General features: G+C 62.1%; 12 protein-coding genes. 7 read left to right on the top strand and 5 right to left on the bottom strand.

Features of this window, described 5'->3' with window-relative positions; all coding sequences use genetic code 11:
* Positions 1-32 precede the first annotated feature (32 nt).
* The 6 genes from H290_RS28790 (at position 33) to H290_RS0116265 (ending at position 6,008) form a co-directional block, all read left to right on the top strand.
* Complete coding sequence (locus tag H290_RS28790; protein WP_020107889.1) at positions 33-926, top strand: WecB/TagA/CpsF family glycosyltransferase; 894 nt, start codon at positions 33-35, stop codon at positions 924-926.
* 235 nt (positions 927-1,161) lie between these two features.
* Positions 1,162-1,824 (top strand): response regulator transcription factor, encoded by a 663-nt coding sequence (locus H290_RS0116285; RefSeq protein ID WP_020107888.1) that lies wholly within the window; start codon positions 1,162-1,164, stop codon positions 1,822-1,824.
* Positions 1,791-2,996: a sensor histidine kinase gene (locus tag H290_RS0116280; RefSeq protein ID WP_020107887.1), complete on the top strand. Its 1,206-nt coding sequence runs from the start codon at positions 1,791-1,793 to the stop codon at positions 2,994-2,996. Before H290_RS0116285 ends, H290_RS0116280 begins: the two co-directional genes overlap by 34 nt.
* Complete coding sequence (locus H290_RS28785) at positions 2,993-3,988, top strand: hypothetical protein (protein ID WP_155976876.1); 996 nt, start codon at positions 2,993-2,995, stop codon at positions 3,986-3,988. Before H290_RS0116280 ends, H290_RS28785 begins: the two co-directional genes overlap by 4 nt.
* A gap of 112 nt (positions 3,989-4,100) precedes the next feature.
* Entirely contained in the window at positions 4,101-4,367 is a 267-nt protein-coding gene (locus tag H290_RS30230) for a LuxR C-terminal-related transcriptional regulator (RefSeq protein WP_081631603.1), read from the top strand.
* Between the two features lie 270 nt (positions 4,368-4,637).
* Positions 4,638-6,008 (top strand): cytochrome P450, encoded by a 1,371-nt coding sequence (locus H290_RS0116265; protein WP_020107884.1) that lies wholly within the window; start codon positions 4,638-4,640, stop codon positions 6,006-6,008.
* Between the two features lie 22 nt (positions 6,009-6,030).
* On the opposite strand, the gene H290_RS0116260 is transcribed toward H290_RS0116265, so the two are convergent.
* Both H290_RS0116260 and H290_RS0116255 read right to left on the bottom strand, forming a co-directional pair.
* Complete coding sequence (locus H290_RS0116260; RefSeq protein ID WP_020107883.1) at positions 6,031-6,807, bottom strand: enoyl-CoA hydratase; 777 nt, start codon at positions 6,805-6,807, stop codon at positions 6,031-6,033.
* The gene (locus H290_RS0116255; RefSeq protein WP_020107882.1) at positions 6,804-7,877 is read right to left on the bottom strand and encodes an enoyl-CoA hydratase/isomerase family protein; all 1,074 of its coding nucleotides are present in this window, start codon (positions 7,875-7,877) and stop codon (positions 6,804-6,806) included. The genes H290_RS0116260 and H290_RS0116255 overlap by 4 nt, the downstream gene beginning before the upstream one ends.
* 138 nt (positions 7,878-8,015) lie before the next feature.
* Between H290_RS0116255 and H290_RS0116250 the strand changes: the two genes are divergently transcribed.
* Positions 8,016-8,282: a hypothetical protein gene (locus tag H290_RS0116250; RefSeq protein ID WP_020107881.1), complete on the top strand. Its 267-nt coding sequence runs from the start codon at positions 8,016-8,018 to the stop codon at positions 8,280-8,282.
* A 5-nt stretch (positions 8,283-8,287) separates the two neighbouring features.
* Here the strand turns inward: H290_RS0116250 and H290_RS28775 are convergent, their stop codons facing one another.
* From H290_RS28775 to H290_RS0116235, 3 genes are read right to left on the bottom strand one after another with little or no spacing between them, the layout of a single operon-like run.
* Entirely contained in the window at positions 8,288-9,460 is a 1,173-nt protein-coding gene (locus tag H290_RS28775) for a glycosyltransferase (protein WP_020107880.1), read from the bottom strand.
* The gene (locus H290_RS0116240) at positions 9,457-10,725 is read right to left on the bottom strand and encodes a glycosyltransferase (protein WP_028463282.1); all 1,269 of its coding nucleotides are present in this window, start codon (positions 10,723-10,725) and stop codon (positions 9,457-9,459) included. Before H290_RS0116240 ends, H290_RS28775 begins: the two co-directional genes overlap by 4 nt.
* Positions 10,722-12,194, bottom strand: a complete 1,473-nt coding sequence (locus tag H290_RS0116235; RefSeq protein ID WP_196809554.1) for an oligosaccharide flippase family protein — start codon at positions 12,192-12,194, stop codon at positions 10,722-10,724. The genes H290_RS0116240 and H290_RS0116235 overlap by 4 nt, the downstream gene beginning before the upstream one ends.

The following is a 12,194-nucleotide window of genomic DNA, read 5'->3' as shown; positions in this document are numbered from 1 at the left end:
GCCGATCTCGCGCAGTCACGGAGGGAGAAACGATGAACTCACAATCGACGCGGTCAAGCGAGGTAGCGCGGCAACCACAGACCGTCACGATGATGATCGACGGGGTCGCCGTGGACCTCTGTACCGAAGACCTCGTGCTCGATGCCGTGCAGCGGTGCCTGACCGGCTCACGCAACACACCGCTGGCCATCGGATCGGTCAATCTCGATCACCTCCATCACTTCACCGCACCGGATGGCCCGCGACTCGACCACCCTGATCGCCACGGTGAGGACGGCGTCGACTGGGTACTGCTCGCCGACGGAGCCCCCATCGTCGCTCGGGCAGCGAAATTGACAGGTCAGGCGTGGCCCCGCCTGACCGGTTCTGATCTGCTGCCGGCAATACTCCGCGAAGCCGAGCGCACCGGTAGCCACATCGGCTTCTACGGAGGCTTCCCCGACCTGCACAAGAGACTGGATGCGCGGATCCGCCAAGATTTCGTCGGTCTTGGCCCGGTCCACTACTGGTCTCCCGAACGCGCCGATCTTGCTGACCCTCGCAAGTGTCTGCGTGATGCCCACGAGATCCGTGACACCGGGATCGACCTACTCGTGGTCGGCTTGGGCAAGCCTCGCCAGGAAATGTGGATCGAACATTTCGGCACCCAAACCGGGTCCCGGGCCATGCTGGCGTTCGGTGCTGCCGCCGATTTCCTTGCCGGAACCGCAGAACGCGCACCAGTTCAGTTGCAGCGCCTGGGCCTCGAATGGCTCCACCGCCTCTCCTCCGATCCTCGGCGGTTGGCCCGCCGATATCTGATCGAAGGACCACCCGAACTGCTGACGTTGCGCCATGCGCAGCTGACACAAGACTTCCGGTCGGCCGTCATCGACGCGACCAGCACCGCGCCGAAACGATCCGTTATTCCCGCCAGCGCCTCCTGAACTACCCCCGATCCCAAAATGTCGCGGCAACCACACGACCCGGTGGCTGCCTGATCCTCGTGCGCGAAACCTGCGGCCTGAATCGGTGATCAGCTAAGATCACATTTGACCTTGCTCAAAGAAGTGGGCTTGAGTCAGGCCGAAATCAACGGAAAGTACGTCGCGTTCGCTCAGCTGTCACATTGATCCAGTAGGTCCACCGATGGAGGCTCCGCAATCACGCTCCGTGCAGCCCATGGATGAGTCTTGGGCCGTTGCTCGAATTGGAGTTGTCGAAGACTTCGCGACCACGCGCCGGGGTCTGGTCACGATCATCAATCAGGCCGACGGACTGTCGGTGGTGGCCGATGCTCCGACAGTGCCCAAGCTGATCGACCAAGGCGAACCGATCGATCTGGCTCTCCTGGACCTGCGGTTGTCCGACGATTCGACGCCCCGCGGCAACATCGAGCTGCTGCGAACCCTAACGACCAACATCCTCGTGTTCACATCGGCATCGGAGCCCTACCTGATCCGCGAGGCGCTCACATCGGGGGTCCTCGGTATCTTGCGGAAATCGGTGGACGTAGACGAACTCATCGGCGCGATCCGATCAGCGATCGACGGCCAGGTGGTACCCACGATGGAATGGGCGACCGCCATCGACTCTGACCCCAATCTCGCGGCAGTCGATCTGAGCCCCCGCCAGCGGCAGATTCTCGAGCTGTACGCCGCCGGCGAACCGGCATCCCGGGTGGCCTCGATCACCGGTCTGTCCGCAGAGACAGTCAATTCATACGTGGGCCGGATCAAACAGAAGTACTCCGAGGCCGGCCGGCCGGCCCAAACAAAGACCGACCTATACAAACGGGCTTTGGAGGACGGGTGGTTACCAATGCCGCGGCGTTTTCGTCACTGAGATCTCCGCCGACCTCGGCCGCCGATCTCACAACCCGACAGGTCAGCCGGTTCGGGTCGATCGCGCTGTGCCTCTACCCCCTGCTACTCATATCCTCGATCGACGCCCTGGCAGATGTTGTTCCGCTGTGGTGGACCATTGCCGCGTTGGCAGCGGTCGTGGTGCCCGGGTTGGCGATGCTCGTCTCCACCTTCGTCACCGACAGCCAGTGGACGGTCCGTACGGCCTGGGCTGTGTCGATCTCTTACGCCGCAATCATCACCTCATTCGCATTCGTCTGGACCGGACTACCGACCGACGATGGCTCCGGTGCATGGCTGACCGCGATGGCCGGCGTGGTGAGTGTCGCGGCAGTGGTTGCCATGCCGATTCCGGCCGCGATCGCTTATCTCCTCGCATCTGTGACGGCAACCCGCCTGATCGGCGCTTCCGTGGCAGAACGAACCAGCCCATCGGAGTTCGTCACCGATCTCGCCTGGGGTCTGTTCGTGGCGGCGGTGCCGTTTGTCATCGCAATCTTCGCCATCGAGACCGGCCGCCTTCGGGACAACGCCCAGGAACGCGCCAGTCGCCGGGCGGAAGCCGCCGCTGCCGAACAGAGCCGCAGGCGCGAACGCGCGAAATTGGACGCCATCACCCATGACCGCATCATGTCGATCATGTGGGCCGCGTCCCACGAGGGCACGAACGCCGAAATGCAGATCCAAGCGCTCGCCACGCTCGAGCAACTCGACGCACTCCAAGCCGACGACGAACTCCATCGCGCTGTGTCACCGGAAGAGCTGATCTCGGAAGCAGGGTCTGCCGCTGCAATCGTGGACCCAGGCGTGCAGGTGCACAACACCGCGACCAACGAACCGTCGACAACCTACCCGCTCGACACTGTTCACGCGATCGTCTCGGCCATGTCCGAGGCGCTGCACAACAGTGTTCGGCACGCCGGACCCGACGCCACCCGTTCGGTTTTGTTCACAATGGAGAAAGACTCCCTCACGGCCGAGATCTGCGATGACGGAGCTGGTTTCGACCAAGATCACGTCCCCGCGGACCGATTGGGGATCGCCCTGTCGATTCGTGGCCGGATGGAACAGATCGCAGGAGGGACGGCGACGATCACCTCTGCGCCCGGCGACGGTACCCGCGTGATCCTGCGCTGGCGGCGGCAGACATGACCCCCCGAATAGTCGCCGGCCTGGCGTTTGTCAGTTTTGCCACGATCACCGGGTTTGTTGCCATCGGGAGCCTGCCCCCCGATGTAGCGCTCTGGCCTGTAATCGTGACCCTGGTAATACTCTTTGTCGGTGCTGCCCCGGTCACTTTCGGTCGAGGTGATCCACTTTCGCCCCGGTCTACGGCAATCGCATGCGCAGCACTGCCGCTCGCAGTGCTCACAATGCTGATCGCTGAACCAGAAATCGTCGAAAGCAATCGGCCACCTTGGCTTTTGAGCGCGGTCGTCATATCGGGCATCGTTCTGTGTCTCCGCGGACGAATTGTGTTCGCCTGGTTGAGTTTGATGGCCTGCTACGTGTTGGTCATCGCGTGGGACGCGGTGTTCTCCGGGGGACTTCCTGACCTCCTTCTGTTGCTGTTCCTACCGGCCCGACTATTCATCGGAACCGCATTTGCGTTGGTCCTGCGTCGGTCGATTCTCGCCGTCGAGGAATTCAATCGCGCCGACGCAGACGAGGCTGCACGAGCTGCCGCGGTCCGGGCCGCGCGCGAGGAACGAGTCTCCCGGCTCGCCGATCTCGAATCGATGGTTCGGCCCATGCTCATCCGGATCGCCGAGGGGCAGCAGCTGTCGGCTGCAGACATGAAGGCCTGCGGATTGCTCGAAGGTCAGCTCCGCGATCAGATACAGGCTGCTGCGCTCGCAAACGCGGCTGTCGCGGGCAATGCTCGCGCGGCTCGGCGCCGCGGTGTCGACGTGGTGATGATCGACGACGGCGGGCTGATCGATACGTCACCTGAGGTCCACCGCCGCGTCACACAGCACGTGAACGAGGCTCTCCACACCTCGCACGGTGGGCGTCTGCGAATCCGTGTTCTACCGCCGGGACGATCAAGTTTAATTTCGATCTATCGAAGTGACGAAAAGTCTGGCACTATGAGAATTGATCTTGACGTGCACGGCGATCCAGCCTCCGACCTCGCTAGCTAGCAGAGGTAACGGTGAGGCATTTTTGGTGTAACCAAAAGAGGTGGCTACCCGAACTCTGCGCGACGTAAGAGGATGAACCTGGGCCGGGAACCCAAGACCAGGAGATTCCACAATGACGCTGTCACTTGCGCCTCTCAGCATCAGAGCGCTTGCCATGCCACGACTCACCGCACGGGAGATCGAAGTTCTGCGGAGTTGGGTGAAGCACGACTCCAAATCCAGCGCCGCGAGCGAACTGTTCATCACTGCGGCCACGGTCAATACCCATGTCAATCGCATACGTGGCAAATATGCAGCCAGCGGCCGGCCCGCACACACCAAAGCTGCCCTGTTGGCCCGGGCACTCCAAGACGGCTACGTCACGCTCGACGAATTCTGAATCGACACATCGCCGGCATCGGCACCGCCGTTGTTGAGTGTGGCGGTCGATCGGCTCCCATAAACGGGTAGTCGCTACCCCACCATCGCCATCCGAACCGGATGACGATGGTGGTGGCGGGACAGGCGACTCCTTCTCGATGATGGCCACGTCTGCCGTCGTGAGGCTGCCGATTGAGGTAGCCAGCTACTCTCGACACCTCTGACCTGCGGGTCAATACTCGGACTCAGGCATATCCGAGAAACACAATCCCTGACAGGTCGTTGCATCATGGTCGAATCAGTCATCCCGGAAGACGTGGCCACGCTCCCACTCCCACCGCAGAACCCACTGCCTTACCGTCGGCGGTACAAAGCCACCCGAAGACTTCACGTCGGTAGTGAGACACTGCGCAATGCGGGTGGACCGGTCACCCGGTACAGACTCGCTCCGTCCTGGTTGCTGCCCGAGATCGTCGTGGCCACCTCGCCCCAAGGCATGCACGACATCCTCGACCGGCCTCATACGTTTGTCGAAAAGAAACTCCCCTTCTACAGCGAACAGCGAGCCCTGATCGGCAGCAACCTGTTCAACCTCGAGCACGACGAATGGCTGCCCCACCGGCGGGCCACCCAAGCAGTATTCACCAAGAATCGCGTCAACAAGTTCGCCGACGACATGGCAGCGGCCGCTGTGACAGCCGTCGACGCCTACGGGGCCGGCGAGACAACCGACCTCGACGCGATGTGTCATTCACTCACGCTGCGAGCCCTCGGGCGTTCCGTGTTCGGACTCGATCTCGACGAACACATCGCGGAGCTTGCCGAATCCCTGACCATTGCGATGGGGTACGTGACCAGACGATCCACACTCCCTTTCAAAGCCCCGGTATGGTTGCCGACTCCGGCACGCCAGAAGGCACGGGCGGCGGCGGCGAGATTGCACACTCTGGCCGGAACCATTCTGCGTGAGTGCCGGGATGACCCCGAACGCGACGCACCGCTGGTTCGCGCACTGATCGACGCCAGGGATCCGGCCACAGGTAAACCGCTCTCCGACATACAGATCCGCAACGAGATGATCATCTTCATGTTCGCCGGGCACGACACCACGTCGACAACACTGACGTATTCACTCTGGGCACTCGGACACCACACTGACATCCAGGATCGGGTCGCAGGCGAGGTCGCCGCGTTCGGCGGGCGAACGTTGACTCCGTCCGACGTTCCGAACCTGAGCTATACCGTGCAGGTTCTGCATGAAGCGCTACGGCTGTGCCCACCGGCGGCGATGTTGTCCCGGCAAACAGTCACCGACATCGACGTGGACGGCTATCGGGTCGAGGCGGGCACCGCGGCGGTCGTGGGTATCTACGCGATGCACCGCGACCCGACGCTGTGGGACAACCCGCTGGAGTTCGACCCCGACAGGTTCAGCCCGGAGAACTTCGCAGAACTCGACCGTTGGCAGTATTTACCATTCGGCGGTGGGGCGCGGGGCTGCATCGGATCTCACTTCGCAATGCTCGAAGCCACTTTGGCCCTGGCAACCATCATCGGCCGGCGCCGCATCGAGTCACTCGACAGCAATTTCCCGGTAGCTCTTCCGTTCACGCTGGTTCCCAAAGGCCCGATCCAGGCCCGGATAGAGGTCCGGACGTAGCCCGCCCGGGCCGGGTGAGCGTTCAGCGGTGGTTGAACTTTGCCCCGCGCTTTTCGACGAACGCGGCCATTCCTTCGGACTGATCCTCGGTGGCGAAGGTGGAGTGGAAGACCCTGCGCTCGAACAGAACTCCCTCGGTGAGGCCGATCTCCTGCGACCGGTTCACCGCCTGCTTGGCGAGGATCGTGATCGGCAGCGACAGTTCGGCGATCGTGGTGGCGACCTCGAGTGCGTCGTCAAGGTATGACTCGGTGGGAACCACGCGAGAGACCAGACCGGCACGTTCGGCCTCGTCGACCTTCATCCGGCGGCCGGTCAGCACCATGTCCATGGCTTTGGCCTTTCCGATCGCACGCGTGAGACGTTGCGAGCCACCGATTCCCGGGATCACACCGAGGTTGATCTCCGGCTGTCCGAAGACGGCGTTCTCCGCGGCAATGATGATGTCGCACATCATCGCCAGCTCGCATCCACCACCGAGCGCAAACCCGGCGACAGCCGCGACAACCGGCGTCCGAACGTTGACCAGGCCATCCCATGCGCTGAAGAAGTCGACCGCCAGCATGTCCACGTACGACTTGTCGGCCATCTCCTTGATGTCAGCACCCGCGGCGAATGCGCGTTCGGAACCGGTGATCAGGATGGCACCGACCGACTGATCGGCATCGTACGCTTCCGCTGCCGTCACGACCTCGGTCATCAGCTGAGAATTCAAGGCGTTCAACGCTTTCGGACGGTTGAGGGTGATGATACCCACCCGGCCACGCTGTTCCGTGAGGATCGTTTCGTAGTTGCTCATGCCTGGACTCCGTTCGTCAGTACGAGTGCTTTGGGTACCGGCGCGAAGAAGGCGTCGACGTCGGCCTTCTCCACGGCGGTGAGGCTCGGCGGCGACCACTTGGGTGACCGGTCCTTGTCGATGACCTGCGCGCGAATGCCTTCGGCGAGATCGTGGTGGACGAGGAAGTGGATCGACACCCGGTACTCGGTTTCCAGCGCCGTCTCCAACGTTGTCTCCGAGGTGATTTCACGCAGCGACCGCACGGTCACCTCCACCGAGGTGGGCGACTTGGATGCCACCACGTTGGCAGTGTCGTGAGCATCGGACTCGTCGTGGCCGCGCAGCCGCTCAACGATTTCGACCGCCGTGTCGGCGGCAAAGGCGTCGTCGATCCAGCGCTGCTTGGCAAGCAGCCCTGAGGCCGGCGGTTCGATGCAGAATTCGGTGATCACGTCGGCGACCGGCCGGGTGGTGAGCGCCGAGGTGAAGTCGTCGATCTTCTCGGCGGGCAGGTAGTGATCGGCGAATCCGATCGCGACGGCGTCGGCGCCGTTGATCTGCGCCGCGGTCAGCGCCAGATACGTGCCGATTTCTCCCGGCGCCTCGGCCAGCAGGTAGGTGCCGCCCACGTCGGGAGCGAAGCCGATTCCGACCTCGGGCATGGCCATCTTGGTGCGGTCGGTGACGATCCGAGTGTTGCCGTGTGCCGAGACACCGACTCCACCGCCCATCACGATGCCGTCCATCAGCGCGATGTAGGGCTTCGGGTAGTGCGAGATGTAGGCGTTCAGGATGTACTCGTCATACCAGAACTTGCCCGTAGGAGAGGCGATCGCGTCGTCGAGAGTGGCCGACAGCGTTGCGTCGCGGTGGATCGCGACGATATCTCCGCCCGCACACAGACCGCGCTCACCGGTTCCGTCGAGTAGCACTGCTTCAACGGCGTCGTCGTCAGCCCATTTGCGCAGCGCAGCATCGATTTCGAGCACCATTTCATGGGTGATGGCATTGATGGCCTTGGGGCGGTTCAACGTGATCCGGCCGATGCGGCCTTCCGTCCGGACCAGGACGGTGCTCTCGTCTGACATGACTCTCCAATGATCGACTGCGACGGCCGCTCACAATACTTGCATATCCTAGTAACGCCAGTCCAGAGCGCACATCTGGTGTCGCGAATCACCTGTTCGAATCTGCGTTCCCACCAGCACACTTGAGATACTGCACAGATGCGCATCACGCCCGAGCTCTTTCACGGACTCGTGCTGCTGATCCTGTTGTTTGTCAGCGGGGCATGGACCTTGGCGAAGCCGAGCCGTCCTGCGGCCCTTGTCCTGATCGCTGTGTCGGTACTGTGGATCCTGTTCAACGGCCCGATCGAAGGCGCTGTGCTCTACTCGTTCACCCCGGCCAACGGACTGACCGAATCAGATCTACTCAGTGTTGCCGGACTGGGAATCGCCATCTACACGCTGCGGAAACGGCGACGGTGGTGAGCTTGTCAACCGCCATGTTCCGTTGTCGCGTTGTCGACAAGGTCGACGCCCAGCAGTCCACGTACCTGAGACCCCCTGGCACCCCAACTGTGCTGCCGGGCAAATGCAATCCGTTCATGTGCGGCAGTAGCGCTGGTATTGCGACACGATTCGCCAACCAATTCGGCAAAACCTTGTGGAGTACTGGCAGTCCTGACGTGCTCAGTAGCGAGCCACCGAACCGACGGCAGGTCGCTGCTCACCACCGGCAGTCCGGCCCCGAGGTACTCGAGAGTCTTCAACGGGAAACTGAGCCGGTTGAACTCGTTGTCGACATATGGCGTCATCCCCACCGCAAAAGCCGATAGATAGTCCGGTAACACATCTGGGACCTTGCTACCGAGCCAATGCACCTGTGGGTGCGCAAACAGCGAATCGAGTGCAATCGTCGCGTCGGGGGCTCGCTCTGTGCGGGGGCCGATGACAACAACCGTCGTGCCGGCATCGGCAACTGCTCGAACCAGCGATACGTCGATGCGCTCATTGACTTGGCCCACAAGGCCGGCCAGAGGTCCCGAGGGGAGATCCCCGGGCTGGGGACTCGCTGCCGTTGATTCGGTCAGTTCGAATGGCGTGCAACCGTTGGGGAGCACCGCCACGTCGAGGTCCACACGGCCGAACTTTTCTGCAAGTCCGGCCGATACCGCGGCTGTGACATCGGCGTCGTCAGCGTTGCGGCGCATGCGCTCCCGGACGCGGTCCGCACTCATCCCCATGAGCGATGCACCGGCTACCCAGTCGTCGGTGATGTAAAACAGTCGTCGGGCCTTCACACCTGCTGGGAACACCGCTTCAGGCGATGCGTTGATGATCGCTGTGGCACGGAACGTCTCGGACATGGCCGATACCGTGGTGGTGATCTTCCATGACAGGTAGCGCGATATGACGTCACGTGCGAACAAGCGCGTGGTGCCCGGTGGAACAAGAACCTGCAGTCGCGCAATACCCGGAGCAACGCCCGTGACGCCGAGGTCCCAGGACTTCCCGGCCCGGAGCCCACGTGCGTACCGCACCGCCGAGACCGGTGGGTCAACCCAGAGGACCTCTAGCTCCGGAGCCAATGCTGAAGCCAGCTTCCGGTCCGTTCCTGGAATCTCGTCCCACGCAACACCCGCGAGATAGATCACGCCGTCGTTCATGATCGACTCATCTCGGGACGCGAAACTCCTTTGGCTGCTACGGGTTTGCTGTTGAAATCGTCGCTCACACGCCTGCCACGCAACCGATTCCAACGTTCACGCACTGCGAACGTCGCGTACAACACGGATACCCGGACCCCTTCCAGGAAGGCTCTCCGCCGTCCCGGGAAGTTTCGGGTGGCGGTGACGTAGGCGCCAAGCTGTGCGACGGCAGCAATGTCGAGCGAGTAGTCCTCAACGATTTGTCGCGCGTAGTCACCTCGAGAGCCACGGAGCGTCTCACTGTCGACCAAAGGAGTGAGGGCCTCCAGCAGTGCCCGAGGTCCGTCGGAGGGACCCGTTCCGACGCCATACCAGCCTGTCCACCTGAACTGGCCGACCGTGTCTTCATTGAGCGCCTTCCAGAACCCGTTCTCACCCTGCACCACAACCGGTTTGCCAAAGGCCATCGCACGAAGGACCGAGCCTCCCATACCAAGCACGATGTCGGCCACGGCATACGCCGGGCGAGGATCGTCGAGTTCGCCCGTGAGCACAACCGTCCGATCGCCGTGCTGTTGATTGATGACCGATGCGTGCCTGGCGACTTCCTCTCCTGCCGGTCCCGCACCGACGATGACCAACTGCACCGGTCGACCTTTGGAGACCAGCTCGCCGATGGTGCTTATGGCCGTGAGCAGGCCTTCGAGTTTGAGTTCATGCGCCAACCTGGTGACGGTGACAATTACTGTCGCGTCGTTGTCCAGCTGCCAGCGACTTCGAAAATCGTCTGTCTGCTGCCCATCCACCAGGCGATTCTGGTCAAGATCGACGGGTGGCTCCAACACACCGATCAGGTGTCGGCCGGCCGAACGTTCCACGCAGGCAATTTGCTCGGTACCAACCAGCAATGGCGCGGTTCGTGGCAGAAATGGCGCCACCGCCATCGACATCACCGTTGACACACTCGACACCCGCGCGCCCATTCGAGCTGCCACCAAATATGATTCGAGGGCCGGCGGCCACTCGTAACCGTGGATCACCTCGATCTCACGCTCGCGAATCACGTGCGTCAGGGCCCGCAAGACAGCAAATGACGGCCGCCGACGTGGCTGCGGAGACGCAATGAACTCCAGACCCAAATCGCGAATCCGGCCTACCAAGGGCCCCGGCACACCGAATACGATCACTTCATGGCCGAGCCGCGATACCGCTGCCGCCAATTCGATCGCATTGATCTGGCTGCCACCGATGGCCAGATCATGTGGGTACACAAGTATTTTCACGATGCTCCAACTTCATCGGCTCGCAGATTCCGCAATCGCGCTACTACATCACGCTGTCGGTAGCTCGCCAGCGCCACCCCAAGACAGGCGAGGGCACCTGCCACCAGGCAGGCAACAAAGGCCATCTGAACTCCGGAGGACACCCACAGCGACACTGTTCCTACTGCCACACCGATCAGGACAGGTAACAGCATCGCGCGTCCGACCATTTTGATATCTACACCCGATCTGCCCAGCACCCCGACGTACAACGGAAGGGCAACCACCGCTGCGACAACTACCTGCGTACCTGCGACGCCACCGATTCCCCACTGGGTTGCTCCGATCAGTAGCGCCGGAACGGAAACGACCAGCCAACTGCTTTGTATCACCAGAATTGACCCGGTACGACGCACCACAACGAGATAGTCGTAGGCGAGCTCGAACATGATCCGCAGGGCTGCAAGTAGTGCCAGCCAGCGCAGTGCATCTGCGGCCGGGGCCCACTCCGAACCATAGGCGAGGGCCACAATCGGCTCGGCGGCGCCAGCCAAGAGGAAACATACCGGGATCGACAGGGCCGCCAGTACACGCGTGAGGTCCGTGAACGCATCGTTCATTGCTTCCGGTATGTGCTGGAGACGCGAAAGTGTCGCAGGGGCAACCGATCGGAGCGGCGCGGAGAACAACGCAACCGGCCACGATGCAAGGTTGAAAGCCAGCACATAAAATCCCAGTTCCGTCGGTCCGAGCATGGTGCCGACCACAAGCTGGTCGGCGTTACCGGCCGCGAACACAATGGCGCTCGCTCCGGCCAGCGGTAAACCGAACCTCAACAATGAAGGCAGCAAGTGGGCGTCCCAGCCAAATCTCAATCCGCCTGGGGCCCAGCGGATGAACATCAATCCGGAGAGAACGGTCCCGGTGACCCGACCGATCGCCAGGCTCATCGCACCGCACCCGATGATGGCCAATCCGATCGACACCACAGCCCCGACCCAGATGTTCACCTGATCAATCACAAAGCGTTCCCGTTGGGCGAATGCCCGTTGCATCAATGCGGCGGGCGCCGCGACTATCCCGTTGACGACGATGCAGAGACACATGAGGCGGATCACGCCGGTGGAATCCGGGTCCCCCATGGCACCGGCGAATACCGGTGCTGCGAAAAAGGTTCCAACATAAAGCAAGCAGCTCGTAACGGTGGACAGGGTCGCGACGGTCGGTGCGAGCAACTGTGGGTCACCGGACCACCTGACGATCGCCAGGCTGACCCCGAACTCGTTGAACGACAACACCGCCAGCAAGGCAACCGTCGCTATGGCAAATGTGCCGAACTCTTCAGGACCGAGCAGTCGCGCGAGCGCGATCCCGATTCCGACAGTGCCCAATCTGGCCAACGCAGTATTGGCGAAACTCCAGATCAGCGCGCGCGATGTGCGCTGCCCCAGCTCACCGTGATCAGCAACCTGTGAATCACGCAAAGTCAC

It is taken from the genome of Nocardia sp. 348MFTsu5.1 (assembly GCF_000383535.1).
GTDB lineage: Bacteria > Actinomycetota > Actinomycetes > Mycobacteriales > Mycobacteriaceae > Williamsia > Williamsia faeni.
The sequence above is the reverse complement of the archived record's forward strand: the minus strand, read 5'-3'. Positions and strand labels throughout refer to the sequence as shown.

What these genes read in the sequence shown, in the direction of transcription:
- H290_RS0116250 (WP_020107881.1), top strand. Translation starts at nt 8,016, where the DNA reads ATGCGCATCACGCCCGAGCTCTTTCACGGACTCGTGCTGCTGATCCTG.
- H290_RS0116285 (WP_020107888.1), top strand. Translation starts at nt 1,162, where the DNA reads ATGGATGAGTCTTGGGCCGTTGCTCGAATTGGAGTTGTCGAAGACTTC.
- H290_RS30230 (WP_081631603.1), top strand. Translation starts at nt 4,101, where the DNA reads ATGACGCTGTCACTTGCGCCTCTCAGCATCAGAGCGCTTGCCATGCCA.
- H290_RS0116265 (WP_020107884.1), top strand. Translation starts at nt 4,638, where the DNA reads ATGGTCGAATCAGTCATCCCGGAAGACGTGGCCACGCTCCCACTCCCA.
- H290_RS0116260 (WP_020107883.1), bottom strand. Translation starts at nt 6,807, where the DNA reads ATGAGCAACTACGAAACGATCCTCACGGAACAGCGTGGCCGGGTGGGT.
- H290_RS28785 (WP_155976876.1), top strand. Translation starts at nt 2,993, where the DNA reads ATGACCCCCCGAATAGTCGCCGGCCTGGCGTTTGTCAGTTTTGCCACG.
- H290_RS28775 (WP_020107880.1), bottom strand. Translation starts at nt 9,460, where the DNA reads ATGAACGACGGCGTGATCTATCTCGCGGGTGTTGCGTGGGACGAGATT.
- H290_RS28790 (WP_020107889.1), top strand. Translation starts at nt 33, where the DNA reads ATGAACTCACAATCGACGCGGTCAAGCGAGGTAGCGCGGCAACCACAG.
- H290_RS0116255 (WP_020107882.1), bottom strand. Translation starts at nt 7,877, where the DNA reads ATGTCAGACGAGAGCACCGTCCTGGTCCGGACGGAAGGCCGCATCGGC.